At 66.8% G+C, this 15,304-nt stretch carries 9 protein-coding genes and 1 pseudogene; 6 read left to right on the forward strand and 4 right to left on the reverse strand.

What is annotated here, in order from left to right:
• Positions 1-428, forward strand: a pseudogene (locus WAW85_RS04215) (radical SAM protein); the annotation flags it as partial.
• A gap of 34 nt (positions 429-462) precedes the next feature.
• Here the strand turns inward: WAW85_RS04215 and WAW85_RS04220 are convergent.
• A complete protein-coding gene (locus WAW85_RS04220) occupies positions 463-4,278 on the reverse strand; it encodes a hypothetical protein (RefSeq protein ID WP_422558395.1) in 3,816 nt (1,271 codons plus the stop codon).
• A gap of 233 nt (positions 4,279-4,511) precedes the next feature.
• On the opposite strand from WAW85_RS04220, the gene WAW85_RS04225 reads away from it, so the two are divergent.
• A complete protein-coding gene (locus WAW85_RS04225) occupies positions 4,512-4,796 on the forward strand; it encodes a LuxR C-terminal-related transcriptional regulator (protein ID WP_422558402.1) in 285 nt (94 codons plus the stop codon).
• 35 nt (positions 4,797-4,831) lie between these two features.
• On the forward strand, positions 4,832-4,981 hold the full coding sequence (locus tag WAW85_RS04230; RefSeq protein ID WP_422558396.1) for a hypothetical protein: 150 nt from the start codon (positions 4,832-4,834) through the stop codon (positions 4,979-4,981).
• 16 nt (positions 4,982-4,997) lie between these two features.
• Here the strand turns inward: WAW85_RS04230 and WAW85_RS04235 are convergent, their stop codons facing one another.
• The gene (locus tag WAW85_RS04235) at positions 4,998-6,272 is read right to left on the reverse strand and encodes a DNA polymerase III subunit delta' (protein ID WP_422558397.1); all 1,275 of its coding nucleotides are present in this window, start codon (positions 6,270-6,272) and stop codon (positions 4,998-5,000) included.
• Positions 6,273-6,395: 123 nt separating this feature from the next.
• On the opposite strand from WAW85_RS04235, the gene WAW85_RS04240 reads away from it, so the two are divergent.
• Together WAW85_RS04240 and WAW85_RS04245 are read left to right on the forward strand one after the other, a co-directional pair.
• Positions 6,396-7,922 carry an adenylate/guanylate cyclase domain-containing protein gene (locus WAW85_RS04240; RefSeq protein ID WP_422558398.1) on the forward strand — a complete coding sequence of 509 codons (1,527 nt, stop codon included), beginning with the start codon at positions 6,396-6,398 and terminating at the stop codon, positions 7,920-7,922.
• A gap of 87 nt (positions 7,923-8,009) precedes the next feature.
• A complete protein-coding gene (locus WAW85_RS04245) occupies positions 8,010-8,900 on the forward strand; it encodes an endonuclease domain-containing protein (RefSeq protein ID WP_422558399.1) in 891 nt (296 codons plus the stop codon).
• A gap of 60 nt (positions 8,901-8,960) precedes the next feature.
• Here WAW85_RS04245 and topA read toward each other — a convergent pair whose 3' ends face one another.
• Complete coding sequence (gene topA / locus WAW85_RS04250; RefSeq protein WP_422558400.1) at positions 8,961-12,005, reverse strand: type I DNA topoisomerase; 3,045 nt, start codon at positions 12,003-12,005, stop codon at positions 8,961-8,963.
• Between the two features lie 140 nt (positions 12,006-12,145).
• The gene (locus WAW85_RS04255; protein ID WP_422558401.1) at positions 12,146-12,727 is read right to left on the reverse strand and encodes a hypothetical protein; all 582 of its coding nucleotides are present in this window, start codon (positions 12,725-12,727) and stop codon (positions 12,146-12,148) included.
• A 96-nt stretch (positions 12,728-12,823) separates the two neighbouring features.
• On the opposite strand from WAW85_RS04255, the gene WAW85_RS04260 reads away from it, so the two are divergent.
• On the forward strand, positions 12,824-15,151 hold the full coding sequence (locus WAW85_RS04260) for a DEAD/DEAH box helicase (RefSeq protein ID WP_422558403.1): 2,328 nt from the start codon (positions 12,824-12,826) through the stop codon (positions 15,149-15,151).
• Positions 15,152-15,304: the final 153 nt, after the last annotated feature.

The raw sequence follows: 15,304 nt of genomic DNA on the forward strand, positions 1-15,304 counted from the left end.
ACCCGGGTGCACCCTCCCCGCGCGAGCGGCTGGACCTGATCTCCGCACTGGCCGACGCGGGTTTCGCCCCGCACGTCCTGGTCGCGCCCGTGGTGCCGCATCTGACCGACAGCACGCCGCAACTCGACGACCTCCTGGCCGCCCTTGCCGCGGCCGGCGCCGCACGCATAACCGCGTTCCCACTGCACCTGCGCGGCGCTACGCGGGACGTCTTTCTCGACTGGCTCAGCGCGACGCACCCGGCCCTGCTCCGTCACTATCGCTCGCTCTACGGCCGCGGCGGCTATGTTCGCCCGGAGTACTCGGCCCGTCTCCGCGAGAAAATGGCACCCTTGGTCGCCCGCCACGGCCTAGCGCGGCGTGCACCGGAGCCGGCTTCGCCCCCGCCACCACCTCCACGTGACGAACCCGCCCTCACCCTCTTTTAGCCAGCCGATACAACGAACCAACGCCAAAGGTCGGTCAGCACGCCGGCTGGTAGTCGACGCCCGGCAGATAGGTCTCCCATTCCGCTTCGCTGATCTGGTCGCCGCCACCCGCGCAGGTTTCGTCGATCAGGTCGGCGACGTCGAGTCGCCACGACTGGATCAGGCCGCCCTGACCAGCAGCCAGGATCGCTTCGTTGCCGATGAATCGTACGTCGTAGACCGTGCCGGGGAACGAGCGCAGCGCGGCTTCCTCCCGAACCCCGGTCTCGTCCACCGACCACACCCAGATCTCCGAGTTTCCGCCACCAGCGACGATGCGTTTCCCGTCCGGAGAGAAGGCGGCACTGTAGAGTTGCCCGGCCGGGCCGGTCAACGTCGCCACCGTGCGCGGGTTCTCCGGATCGCTCACATCGGCGACGGCAACGGACTTGTCCTCCGAGGTCGCCACAATCCGCGAGCCGTCGTCAGAGAACCGCACGGCCAATGCGGCGCCGTCGAACGTCAGCGGCGACGGGTAGGCGCGCGGGTGCGCCGGATCACTCAGATCCAGCAGCCGCACCTGACCGGCGTTGGTGGCCACCGCGGCACGTCGCCCGTCGGGGCTCAGGGACGCCCACCAGACGCCGCTGCCTGCGTCGAAATTGCCGACTACACGCGGCTTCGTCAGGTCAGAAGCATCCACAATAGTCAGCTCACGTTGATCGGTGCCGCCGGTGATGGCCAGGGCGGTGGCCGGACTGTAGGCGACCGTCTCGTTCAGCCCCGCACCAGCTTGTACGCTGCCTACCAGTCGCGGCGCTGCCGGATTGCTGTAGTCCGCAAAGTAGATGACGCCCGATACTGATCCCATCATCGCCGTCATCCCGTCCGGGCTGAGCACCACGGCGCCGGAGAACACGACGCCGGCTGGTGGCACCAAGTCCGGACCGCTACGCGTCAGCGCGTCCTGACTCACCGCCCACTGGGTGAGGCGTCCGTCCACTGCGGTATCGGCGGCCAGCACGCGCCGCGCCTGGGCGCTGTACGGGATCTGGTACACCGTTTTGTCCCCGACGACGGTGCGGTTACCGGCCGGGGGCCAGTCCTGGATGCGGCCGTCATCACTAGCCGAGACCACATGCGAACCGACCATCAGGACCGACGACGAGTTCGCCGCAACCGGCAGGACACGCGGCGCGCGGTCGCCCGCATCGAGCCGGCGCACCTGCACTGTGTTATCCGCACCACTGCTGACCAGTTGACGACCGTCATCGGACAATGCAAGCGCCGATACGTAGCTGAGGTGTCCGTCCAGATCGGGCAGCCGCTTCGGGGCGGCAGGATCGACGACGTCGAACACCGAGATCGTCCGACTCCGCAGGCCCGCGTACAGTCGCGTGCCGTCCGGGCTGTAGATCAGCGCTTGCGCCAGTTGATTGTCGCGCCACCCGAGATCGATGTCGGCGACCGGGGTCAGTCGATCATCGTCGAGCGACCAGAGGTCGATCCGCTGATTCCTAGTGCTACTGGCCAGCGCCCGGCCGTCCGGACTGAAGGCAACCGCACCGGACACGGTGCCCGGATCCGCGGGCACCACCAGCGCGCGCCACGTATCACCCGAACGCTGCCACACTTGCAGTCCGGCGCCGAGCTCGGCCGCGGCCAAATAGTCCCCGTTCGCGCTGATCGCCAGCGTGTTCGCATCGCCGCCTACGCCCGGGACATCGGCAGTCCGCACCGGTTCGGCCGGATCGGCGACGTTCCACGTCTGGATCCGCTTGGCCCCGCCGAGCAGCAGCGTCCGGCCATCCGGTGTCAGCGCAACACCGCCGAGGTGCTCGTCGCGGCCGTTCGCGGCCCGGAAGTCGCCGATCTGCTCGGTAATCCCCTGGTCCCCGATCCGGAAAAGCCGAACCTGCCCGCTGTTGCTCGCCGCGGCCAGGAGCGACCCCGCCCGCGCCAGCAGCAGCGTTCCGCCGGCACCGGAGTAGCGATCGGGCGCGCCCCGGGTGACGTCGATCAGGGTAGAGCGCGCCTCCACCGTCGGCGCCGTCCGATAGCCGATCATCGCGAGCTGCGCGGCAAGCATCGGATCCCGCGGAGCCAGCTGATTCGCTTGAACGGCGAGCTGCCGACTGAGGGTCTCGTTGCGGGAGCGTTCGGCGTCGTTGCGGTCTCGTAGGGCAAGGGTTCCAGCAATGGCGGCACCCACCGCGGCGAGCACCGCGACCAGCCCGAAGATGGCCGCCGACCAAGCGAACCGGCGAAGCTGGCGGGTACGGCGACGCTCAGCGGCCTCGTGTTGCTCCAGCTTCGCGCGGCCAGCGTCGAGGAACTCGCGCCCCACACTGTCGCCGACGACAGCCAGGCTACCCGCCTCCAGCGGCGCGAACAGCGCCAGCCGGTCCCGACCGGGCAGCAGGTCGTCCGGTCGGCCGTCGGCGTCCCAAGAGTCACTCAACGTGCGCAGCCGCCGCTGGAGCAGCAGCCGCTCACGGTCAGTGTCGATCCAGCCGGTCAGCCGCGGCCACGCGGACAGCAGAGCTTCATGCGTCACCTGAACCGACGTGGCTGTCAGCGTCAGCAGCCGCGCCTCGGCGAACGCTTCGAGCACCCGGTGCGTGGACTCACCGGTCAGTTCATTCAGATCCAGCGTCCGGCGCGTGACGGCGTCCTCATCGACGTTGACCATCGCCAACATCAGGTCCCGTGCGATGGACCGCCCGTCGGCACCGAATTCGCCGTACACCTGTTCGGCGCTCTGCTCGACGGCTCCGCCGATCCGGCCCGTCTTCACGTAGTCGGCCACCGTGAGTCGCCGCGCATCAGACTCCTCCCACGTGCCGCGCAGCGCATGCGACAGTAGCGGGAGCACCCCGGTATCAACCCGACCTCCGGTGCCCGCGGGCGTCAGATCGTCAAGCAGCAACTGCACCAGTTCGTCATCGACCCGCGCCCCCACCGCCTCCGCGGGGCGCACGATCACCTCCCGCAACTGGACTTCGGTCATCGGCGGCACGACGATCTGCGCTCGCGCACACGCGTCGGCCAGGCCCGGAAGCTCCGTCGCCTGCGCATAGAAGTCGGCGCGCAGGGCGAGGAGCAGCACCACTCGTCGGCCCGCGAGGGTCGCACCGAGCCGATCGACGAAGGCGGCGCGCTGCGTCGGCGAGCTCTGCGTCCACAATTCCTCGGCCTGGTCGATCACCAGCAATTCGACCGCCGGAAGGTCACCGTCGTTCTGCGCCGCTAGCTGAACCAGGGCCTCGTCGAGCGCGGTCACCGGTTGCTCGCCGGGCACCATGATGGCGGCCGGCAGGCCAGCGAGCACTCCGCCCGCGCGTGTCTGGGCAACCAGCCCGGCCCGCACCAACGACGACTTGCCCGCTCCCGAGGCACCGACCACGACCACCGCGGAGCCAAGAACCGCTTCGGTGTCAGCCATGTCAGCCGCCGACACAGCTTCGGTCCGAGCGACCACCAACTCGACGATCCGGGCGATCACGTCGTCGCGCCCAAAGAAGCGGAGACTGTCCTCGGCAGTGAACGCCTCGAACCCGCGATACGGCGACGCCTTGCGGGTGCGCCGCTGTCCACGACGCTTGCCGGTCCGCTCGACCGCGGCCCACCATTCTTCGCGCGCAGCCGACGTACTAACCCCACACACATGCAGGACCCGCTCGAACATTTCCTGACTGGCCCGGGTCGGCGCATGCTGCCCGGCGAACCATCCGGCAACGGTGCCCAGCAAAGCATCAGCCTCGGCGGCCACATCGCGAACACTCAGATCGCTCATCAGACGGAGCTCGGTGAGCGCTTTCCCAAGGTCCTCGCGGCTGTACACCGAGTCGGGTCCCAGAGTTGTGGTCATGCTGACGTCCCCACTGTTTCCCCTGGTGGTCGTATCGACATACGTATCGACTTGCCGTACGACGACATTGAGCGCGAATCTCGCGGCCTGCCCGCGACAGGATGAGATTACCGCTCCCCCATCCTGCTCAGGAGGCCGTCGTGCTCATCGACCGTGACCACTCGATTCGGCCCGACCCCTGTGCCGCCGGGGCCCGGCCCGCGCACCTGCGCGCTGTGCACCCCGGCGCGGTCCTGCCACCCGGATCCGCGACCATTCTGAAGGACGACGCCTCGGGGACGATCCCGTCCGCGCGGCCGGATCTGTCGAACCGCGAAGTTGAGGTACTGCTGGCGTGGCTGCGCGCCGAATCCAAGGAGGAGGCCGCGCAAGTCCTCTTCATCAGCGCGGCGACGGTGAGCACCCACATCACCCGAATCCGCCACAAGTACGCGGCGGTTGGCCGACCCGCGAACCGCAAAGCCGCGCTTATGGCACGCGCCCTGCAAGACGGGTTCAGCTCACTCGACGACTGGTGACGCATCCGCGGTGTGCACCTATAGAGTTCTCTGGCATGGCTGACTTCACCGACAAGATCAAGGATGCGGCGCACGCCGTTTCGGCGGCGATCGACAACGAGCTCACGGTGCTCGAAGGCGTCGGTGGCGACGATCCCCTAGCGCACCAGGACGAGACCGAGGCGACCGACACCGACGCGAGTTGAGTCAGATCCGCACCACTTAGGCCGGGCGGGACCGGCGGGCGAGTGCGCGACTCAACTCCACCATCAGCGCATCGACCGCAAACTTGGGCTTCACGTTCTTCTCGAGCGAGTCGCGGCACTCGAGGACCGCTTCGATGCAGCACAGTAGCCGCTCGGGCGCAGCGTATCCGGACATCGGCCCGGTCAGCGACTCGGTCTTATCCGGGTGCATCATCGCGACATTTGCCCGCAGCGACTGCGCGAGCGCGTCGCGGAACAGCGCCGCGAGATCGACCAATGCCCGGTCGAGGGTGTCGCGAATCATCCGCGTACGCCGCGCTTTCTGCCGCTTCTCCAGATCTTTGATAACGCCAGTGGTGCCGCGGGGTGGGCGTGCGGTGCCTTTTCCGGTACCGCCCGCGCCCAGCGCGGTCATCAGTTCCGCCAGTTCCGGCGCATCCAGCTCGGCAGCGATTTCCTCGGCGATCCGTGTCGCCGAGGTCACCAGCAGCTCACCGGCCCCGTACATCTCGCCGTCGCGGACGGCTGCTCGCGCCAACGAGAGCGCCCGTTCGCGCTGTTCCCGCGCATTCTCGTCGACCGCCAGTCGTTTCGCTCGGCCGACGTGCCCGCCGGACACTCCGGCCGCCCACGCTGCGCGGTCGGGCTCAATGCCGTCGCGGTCGACCAGCACACGCGTGATCGCCTCGACAGACGGCGCGGTCAACCCCATCTGGCGGCACCGGGATACCAGGGTGACGGCGATGTCGTCGGGTGAGACCGAGGGGGCGCAGAGCAGGAAGATGGTGCGGGCAGGCGGCTCCTCGACGGCTTTCAGCAAGGCATTGCCACCGCTTTCAGTCAGCCGGTCAGCGTCTTCGACGATCACGATCTGCCAGCGGCCGGTGCTGGGGCGCCGGGCGGCCACCCGGACGATCTCACGAATCTGCGCGACTGAGATCGAGAGCCCCTCGGGTACGACATGCCGAACATCGCCGTGCGTACCGGCCAGCACGGTCGTGCACGCCCGGCATTTGCCGCAGCCTACCGTCACCGGATCCTCGCATTGCAGAGCCGCCGCGAAACTCGTCGCAGCCATCGATCGGCCGCTACCGGGCGGACCAGTGAACAGCCACGCATGCGTCATCGCCGACCAGCCGGCCACCACCGGAACATCGTCGCCGAACATCGACACCGCTCCGGATTCGGTGTGGTCGAGCTCGGTGGCGGCCCCCCGCGCGGCCCCGGCGGCCGCGATGAGCTCGGCCGCCAACGCCTCTTGCCCGATCAACCCGTCAAAGACATTCGTCACATCTCATAGGGTAATTGCTGATCAGGCAGAAGCTCTCCGCACAAACCGTTTAACTCTTGCAAGCACCGCCGGTACCGTTGACTCGTGGTCAAGAGGTCGCGGTTAGCCAAAACAACGCACTTGGTGCGATGGCTGTCGCATACCCCGTGGCCGATCCTGGTTCTTGACCTGCTGCGCGCGAACCTGATCGGGGCGTTGTTCACCTTCGGTTTCCTGCGGTTCGGGATGCCCACGCCGGACACGATCGCCCTGAACCAGATCGATGCCCAGAACCAGATCATCTTCGTCATCTACCTGCTGCTGGCGGTGATCGCGGGCACGGTGGCCTCGGTCAAGTTATCCATGCCCGTGTTGATCTGGCATCGACGACGCACGCGGCGCGACGACGCAGCTGCCCGCAAACGTGCGCTCGACCTGCCAATGCTGCTGACCTTCGTCACGGCCGGCCTGTGGCTCGTCGGCGGCGTGCTCCTGACGCTGCTGAATCTGCGCGGCTCACTCAAGGACGCAATCCTGGTAGCTATGGCTAGCGCGGTCGGCGGTCTGTTGACGTGCGTCCTGAGCTTCCAGCGGTCCGAGAAGGTACTGCGGCCGATCAGCGTGGCGGCAATAGCCAACGAGCCGGAGAACGCGAACGCTCCCGGCATCGGTTTTCGCATCGCGGTCTTCTGGCTGATCACGGTGATCATGCCGATGATCTTGATTATCGGCATGATCGTCATGCAGTACACCCACGTGATCGAGGCGAGCGCGCAGCAGCTGCAGCGCCCGATCATCTGGCTGGCCACCGGATCGATCCTGATCGGCATGCTCTCGTCCATTCGACTGGTCCGCTCCATCACCGATCCGATCAAACAGCTCCGCGTGGCGCTCAATCAGATCCGGGCCGGCAACCTGAACGTCGCGCTGAAGATTTACGACGGCTCCGACATCGGTCTGCTGCAGGCGGGTTTCAACGAGATGGTCGACGACCTCCGCGAACGCCAGGAACTGCGGAATCTCTTCGGCCGATATGTCGGCGAGGACGTCGCCCGCCGGGCCATTGAGACCGGCACTCAGCTCGGTGGCGAGGAACGCTATGTCGGTGTGCTCTTCGTCGACATCGTCGGCTCCACCCGGCTGGCGGTGAATCGTCCCCCGCGCGATGTCGTCGAACTACTCAACGACTTCTTCGAGGTGGTCGTGGAAGTGGTCGGGCGGCACGGCGGCTTCGTTAACAAGTTCCAGGGTGATGCCGCGCTGGCGATCTTCGGCGCCCCGCTGGACCTGCCCGACTTCGCCGGTGCTGCGCTGGCCGCGGGCCGCGAACTGCGCGTCGAGTTGGCTCGCCGCCTCGGCGATGTGGATATGGGCATCGGCGTCTCGGCAGGCAAGGCTGTTGCCGGTCACATCGGCGCCCAACAGCGGCTGGAGTACACGGTGATCGGCGACCCGGTGAACGAGGCTGCCAGACTGACCGAACTGGCCAAGGACGAGCCCACCCGGGTACTCGGCTCGGCACGTGCAGTATTTTTGGCCAGCGACGACGAAGCCCAGCACTGGCAGATTGGCGAGGGCGTCGAACTCCGCGGCCGCGGCATCGAAACGCTCCTGGCGCGCCCCGATCTGGATCGCATCGCCCCCGACGTGATCGCCGTCGTCGCCGACTGATCTATCCCTGTGGATGACGAAGGTTATCCACAGAGCAGGACCAAGCAGACTGACCAGACTCGTCCCGCCGCCGCCATTCTGGGGTGCATGGACATACCGACCGTGCTCACCGCTGGCCACGGCGTCGCCAGTTGGCGGAATCTGCAGAAAGCCGGGATGACCCGGACCGACCGGCGCAAAGCCCTCGCTGCGGGTGCACTTCTCTCGATCCGTCGGGGCTGGTACAAGACGGCCACCGCAGATGCACGCGTCGTGTCCTCGGTGGCGGCGGGCGGGGTGTGCACCTGCATCTCTGCGCTGCGCCTACACGGGGTGTGGATTCCCGAGGGCCACCACCGAACTCATACCCGAGCCCGCCCACACACTCAGAAGTCCGGCGTTGCGGGGCCCCCGAAGCCGTGCCGACGCTACGGACGTCCAGTCAGCGAAGACTGTGCGGTCGACGATGTCCCCACCGCACTGGCCCATGCCGTCCGGTGTGTGAACGATGAAGAACTGGTGGTGTTGCTCGACTCGATCATGAATCTGCGGCTGATGTCGCGGGACGAGATCGAGGCAGTGCTCCGGCCAGCACCGGTCGCCGTGCAACGCCTCCTTGATCGGACGGCGCAGTCGCAGGCCGGAACCGAAACGATGGTGCGCTTCCGCCTGCAGAGCCGGAACATTCGGGTACGCAGCCAGGTCTGCATCCCCGGGGTCGGGATCGTCGATCTGCTCGTTGGCGACCGGTTGATCGTCGAGGTCGACGGCGAGCAGTTTCACCATTCCACGGAGCAGTTCCACAAAGATCGGTCCCGGGACGCCGAAGCGCTCCGGCTCGGATATCTGAGTCTGCGGCTGACGTACCGGAGTGTGGTGCACGAGTGGCGCACACCCGAGGCAGTCATTCTGGCCGTCGTGCGCCGCGGAGACCACCTGGCATCCCCGGTGTCTGCGGAGTTGATTGCCGAACCCGAGGATGTCCCAGACGTAACGTGACAGACCCGGCAGTCCGTATATGCCGGTGCCGGGCCTGTGACGTTACGGTAGGGACAGCTATCAATCAGCTGTCTTCTTAGCCGCCGTCTTCTTAGCCGCAGTCTTCTTAGCCGCCGTCTTCTTAGCAGCAGTCTTCTTAGCGGCAGTTTTCTTAGCCGCAGTCTTCTTAGCCGCAGTTTTCTTCGCGGCGGTCTTTTTCACCGTCTTCTTGGCGGCCTTCTTGGCCGGGCCGCGGGCACGCCGCTCGGCCAGCAACTCCATCGCCCGTTCCACGGTGATGGTGGCAACATCGTCACCCTTGCGCAGACTGGCGTTGGTCTCACCGTCGGTCACGTACGGGCCGAAACGGCCGTCCTTGATCACCATCGGCTGCCCGGTCGCACCGTCCGGACCGAGTTCCCGCAGCGGCGGTGCAGCCGCCGCCCGACCACGCCGTTTAGGCTCGGAGTAGATCTTCAGCGCCTCGTCGAGTGTCACGGTGAACATCTGCTCTTCGTTGGCCAGTGACCGCGAATCGGTGCCCTTCTTCAGGTACGGGCCGTAGCGGCCGTTCTGCGCGGTAATCTCGTCGCCACTCTCCGGGTCGGCACCCAGTACGCGCGGCAACGACAGCAACCGCAACGCGTCCTCGAGCGTGACGGTCGCGATGTCCATCGAGCGCAGTAGTGATCCGGTGCGCGGCTTGGGTCCAGCCTTCTTCGCCGGAGCTTTCTTGGCTGCAGTCTTCTTGGCTGCGGCCTTCTTCGCGGGGGCTTTCGTGACCACCGAGCCGGCCGGGACATCGTCGAGTGCTACCACTTCGTCGCCAGCGGCCGCGCCACCCGGCACCGTCTCACCACCGTCACGCGGGGTGGGGCCCTGCGGAATGGTCGCGGGGGCACCGCTGTCGCCGTCGTCCTCGTCGTCATCGGACGGCAGGATCTCCGTCACATAGGGACCGAAGCGGCCTTCCTTGGCAACGATCTCGTGGCCAGTGGCCGGGTCAATGCCCAGTACACGGCCTTCCTGCGGGGTCGAGAACAGTTTCTCGGCGACCTCGACGGTGAGCTCGTCCGGGGTCATGTCCGCCGGCAGGTTGGCGCGCTGCAGGTCCGGTTCGGCACCCGCGGCGGCCACATTGCGCTCCAGGTACGGTCCGTAGCGACCGACGCGGACGAAGACTGCGCGACCTTCGGCATCGTCGAGGATCTTGATCGAGTTCACCTCGCGGGCGTCGATGCCCTCAAGGTTGACACCGATCATTTTCTTCAGGCCACCCAGGCGCGCGATCGCATGGGCCGCGGCATCCGCCTCTTTGGCTTCCTCGCCGGGGCCGAAGTAGAACTCGCTGAGCCAGCGGGTGCGATCGGCGGCGCCGTTGGCGATCAGATCGAGGTCGTCTTCGAGCGCGGCGGTGAAGTCGTAGTCGACGAGGCTGCTGAAGTAGCCTTCGAGCAGCCCGATCACCGCGAACGCCACCCAAGACGGCACCAGGGCGTTGCCCTTCTTGATCACGTAGCCGCGATCTTGAATGGTGCCGATGATCGACGCGTAGGTCGACGGGCGCCCGATCCCGAGTTCCTCGAGCATCTTGACCAGCGAGGCTTCGGTGTAGCGGGCTGGCGGATTGGTCGAGTGCCCGTCGGCGGTCAACTGCGCCGCGGTCAGCTGCTGGCCCTCACGCAGGTTCGGGAGGCGGTTCTCGGCGTCGTCGGCCTTGGAGTCGCCCGAATCCTCAACGCTCTCGACATACGCCGAGAGGAAGCCGGGGAAGGTGATGGTGCGGCCCGATGACGAGAACACCACGTTCTCGCCGGTGGATGCGGTGCCACTGATGCGCAAGCTCATCGTGGTGCCCTTAGCGTCGGCCATCTGGGAGGCTACGGTGCGCTGCCAGATCAGCTCGTACAGGCGGAACTCGTCGGCGCTCAGGGCCGACGCGAGCTGGCCGGGAGTTTTGAAGGTGTCGCCGGCGGGGCGGATCGCCTCGTGCGCTTCCTGCGCGTTCTTCACCTTGCGGGTGTACTGACGCGGGGTGGCGTGCACAAACTCCGGCCCGTACAGCTCGCGTGCCTGCGTGCGGGCGGCGTTGATGGCCGACTCGCTCAGCGTGGTCGAGTCGGTACGCATGTAGGTGATGTAGCCGTTCTCGTACAAACGCTGCGCGGTGCGCATGGTGCGGTCGGACGAGAAGCGCAGCTTGCGGCCAGCCTCTTGCTGCAGTGTGGAGGTCATGAACGGCGCGTATGGCCGCCGGGTGTACGGCTTCTCTTCTACCGAACTGACGGTCAGCTGGGTGTTCTGCAGCCCGGCCACCAGCGCATTGGCCTTGACCGAGTCGAGAACGACCACGTCGTCTTTCTTGAGCTTGCCGTCCGAGCCGAAGTCGCGACCGCTGGCCACGCGGGCGTCGTCGACCGACAGCAGGCGCGAGGCGAAGGTGCGTGGAGTGGCGTCGGCGCCCGCATCCATGGTGGCGGCAAGGTCCCAGTAGTCGGCGGAGACGAAGGCCATCCGCTCGCGCTCGCGGTCGACGATGATGCGCGTCGCGACCGACTGCACGCGGCCGGCCGACAGCTTTGGCATGACCTTCTTCCACAACACCGGCGAGACCTCGTAGCCGTACAGGCGGTCGAGGATACGCCGCGTCTCCTGGGCGTCGACGAGGTCGATGTCCAGTTCGCGGGGGTTTTCGGCGGCGGCTCGGATGGCCGATTCGGTGATCTCGTGGAAGACCATCCGCTTGACCGGCACCTTCGGCTTCAGCGTCTCGAGCAGGTGCCACGCAATGGCCTCCCCCTCGCGGTCACCGTCCGTGGCGAGGTAGAGCTCATCGACGTCCTTCAGGAGCGCCTTGAGTTCAGAGACCGTCGACTTCTTGTCCGCGGAGACGACGTACAGCGGGTCGAAGCCTTCGTCGACGTTGACGCCGAGCCGCGCCCACGGCTGTCCCTTGTACTTCGCGGGCACATCGGCGGCGCCACGCGGCAGGTCGCGAATGTGCCCACGGGAGGATTCCACGATGTAGTTGGCGCCGAGATAGCCCGCAATCTTGCGGGCCTTAGTCGGGGACTCGACGATGACGAGTCGCCGCACGGCGGGGGAATCGGTGTCAGTGGCGGCCACGGGTGCCCTTCGGTCAGAAAAACGCTATCCGTTGCCGTTGTACCTTATATAAGGGGTCTTCTGCACATCGGCGGCGAGAAAGGCTTGTTATGAACCGCGCACTTCCAGGCTGGCGGCCTGTGATTTGAGTGCCGGTCCGGTCAGGATGGCGTCGGCCAGGCCGCGCGGGCGGTCGGGTCCTGTGGGGGCGCACCGACCGTTTCCAATAGGCGCGTACGGCGTTTGCGTCCGGTGATCCGCAAGGCGGGCTGGCGCCCCTGGGCACCGACCAACGTGGGCGCCATGCCGACACGCATGAGCGACGTCGCCAACGGCGCATGCGTGTCCGGCGCATGCGGGTCCAGGCCCAAAACGTAGTGGATACCCTCGGGACGGCCCGCGGCCAGCACCCAGAGTCGAAGCGCGCGGGGGGACGGCGTCCAGCCGTCCGGCACCGACTTCACCGCGCCGGAAGACCACCGACGATGCAGTGCGGTCAGCCGCGGGTTGGCTTCTGACCTCGCCAACGGGGAGCCTTCTTCAGATTCGCTAACCTCAGCCGCGATGCCAATCGCCGTTATGTCACGGCAGATCGCCTGGGCGCGCCAGAGCTCGGGGACGACCACCGATATGCGGGCCCCGATCTGCGTGTGGACCGATTGTCCGTGCGTCGCGAGCAATCCGGCCAGATCGTCGATGGCAGCGTCGTCCGTCTCCGCGGAAAACAACGACATCTGGCTCACCCGGAGAACGATACGCGCGCAGTGCACCAAGACCGGGGAGGCACCTAGAATGGAGACGCTGTCGTGACTGGGGCGACGCCTGGCGAGCGGGATGAGATGGAACTGCGCACCTACGGCACTGAACTCCTCGGCCGGACGCTCGCAGGTGAGGCTGCCGACGCCGACAGCCCCCTGACTCATCTGGCCGTAATCCCCACTCGCACAGCACAATTCGGCGAATGGCCAGAGTGGATCGATGCAGAGGTGCACGCCGCGATCACCGAGCAGGGAATCGCCGCACCGTGGCTGCACCAGGTCGCCGCAGCCGAACTCGCACACGCGGGGCAGCATGTCAGCCTGTGCACCGGCACCGCATCAGGCAAGTCGCTCGCCTACCAACTGCCGATCCTTACCCGCTTCGCGCACGATCCCCATGCGACAGCGCTGTACCTCTCGCCCACCAAAGCGCTGGGCACCGATCAGCTCCGCGCGGTAGCGCAACTGATCGCGGGCCGGCCAGCCTTCGCCCACCTGCAGCCCTGCATGTACGACGGCGACACCGATCGGGAATTGCGCCAATGGGCACGACTGCACTCACGGTGGATCTTTACCAATCCGGACATGCTCCACATTGGGATCAACTCGACCCACGCCAAGTGGCGGCAGTTCCTCGCTAAGCTCACCTACATCGTCGTCGACGAGTGCCACCACTACCGCGGTGTCTTCGGCTCGCATACCGCGCTCGTTCTGCAACGACTGCTCCGGCTGGCCCGGCACTACGGCGCCGATCCGGTGGTAATCGGGGCCAGCGCAACGGTGTCCAATCCTGCAGAGGCGTTGTCCCGATTGATCGGGGAGCCCGCGGTCGCAGTGACTGAAGACACGTCACCGCACGGGGAGCGCACCGTGGCCCTCTGGGAGCCGGGGTTCCTCGACGGTGGGCTCGGCGAGAACGAGGCGCCGGTGCGCCGCCCGGCAGCCGCTGAGGCCGCCCGCCTCCTCGCCGACTTCGTTATCGAGGGTGCCCGCACCCTGTGCTTCGTCCGGAGCCGCCGCGGTACCGAGATCACCGCCCTGCGCGCCCAGCAGCTTCTCACCGAAGCGGCCCCCGAACTTGCCACTCGCGTGGCCGCCTACCGCGCTGGCTACCTAGCTGACGATCGTCGACAGCTGGAGCGATCCCTCGCCGAGGGCACCCTCCTCGGTGTCGCGACGACGAATGCGCTCGAACTCGGCATCGATATCAGTGGGCTGGACGCAGTGATCGTCGCCGGCTATCCGGGGACCGTGGCGTCGTTCTGGCAGCAAGCCGGCCGGGCCGGGCGACGCGGCGAAGGTTCACTCGTGGTCCTCGTCGCCCGCGACGATCCGCTCGACACGTACCTCGTGCACCATCCCGCGGCGCTCCTAGATCGCTCGGTCGAGGCGACCGTCACCGATCCCACCAATCCGCATATTCTCGGTCCTCATTTGTTATGTGCGGCAATGGAATCCCCGCTCACCCCAGCCGATATCGAGCTATTCAACGCGCAGGACGTCGTTGCGCAACTGACAAACGACGGATTGCTCCGCCGACGCAAGGCCGGCTGGTACCCGGCTCCCGGCATCGACCCCCACGCCGATATCGACATTCGCGGCGGAATGGGCGGACAGGTATTGATCGTCGATGCGACCACGTCCCGACTGCTCGGCACGGTTGATACGGCTCGGGCCAAACGGAGTGTTCATCCCGGCGCGGTGTATCTCCACCAGGGGGAGAGCTTCGTCGTCGACGAACTCGATCTGCACGACTCCCTGGCCCTGATCCACCCCGAGGAACCGGACTGGACCACCTCTCCACGGGAAGACAGCGAAGTAGAGATCCTCCGCACCCTGCATTCGCAAAGCTACGGCGCGCTCACGGTGGCGTTCGTCGAAGTCCGCGTCACCGAACAGGTGATCGGCTATCTCCGTAAGGCGCGCTCAGGGGAGATCCTCGACTCCGTCGCCCTGGATATGCCCGAGGAAGTGCTGGAGACCAAAGCGGTGATGTACACCGTCGATCCGGATGCCCTCGTGTCCGCCGGCGTCCCGCCAGAGGCATTCCCCGGCGCATTGCATGCGTCCGAACACGCCGCCATCGGCATGCTCGGCTTGGTAGCCACCTGCGACCGTTGGGACATCGGCGGTCTGTCCACCAACCTGCATCCCGGCACTTCGCTGCCCACGGTGTTCGTCTACGACGGCTATCCCGGTGGTGCGGGCTTCGCCGAGCGCGGCTACGACGCGTTCCGGATCTGGATGCAAGCCACCCACGACGCTGTGGCGTCGTGCACCTGCCCCGCCGGCTGTCCCAGCTGTGTGCAGTCGCCCAAGTGCGGTAACGGCAACGAACCGCTCGACAAAACGCACGCCATCAAGGTGCTAGCTCTCCTCCTGCGCCTGGTTTCGGGTGCGCTGAGCTGACGCGGGTAGGTCTGGCTTCGATACGGGCGCCGTCGTCGTCCGGCTCGACCACCGAATCGGGGCGCGCCCCGCTCAGCGCCCGCCACCGGATCGCACCACTGAATCGGCGGGTTCTCGTTCCGCCGGCCATCGTGTCGCGCCTCTCCCCGAGGG

Origin of the sequence: Gordonia sp. (in: high G+C Gram-positive bacteria), from assembly GCF_049299075.1 — a bacterium.
Taxonomy (GTDB): Bacteria; Actinomycetota; Actinomycetes; order Mycobacteriales; family Mycobacteriaceae; genus Gordonia.

What these genes read in the sequence shown, in the direction of transcription:
- WAW85_RS04220 (WP_422558395.1), bottom strand. Translation starts at nt 4,278, where the DNA reads ATGACCACAACTCTGGGACCCGACTCGGTGTACAGCCGCGAGGACCTT.
- WAW85_RS04230 (WP_422558396.1), top strand. Translation starts at nt 4,832, where the DNA reads ATGGCTGACTTCACCGACAAGATCAAGGATGCGGCGCACGCCGTTTCG.
- WAW85_RS04245 (WP_422558399.1), top strand. Translation starts at nt 8,010, where the DNA reads ATGGACATACCGACCGTGCTCACCGCTGGCCACGGCGTCGCCAGTTGG.
- WAW85_RS04260 (WP_422558403.1), top strand. Translation starts at nt 12,824, where the DNA reads ATGGAACTGCGCACCTACGGCACTGAACTCCTCGGCCGGACGCTCGCA.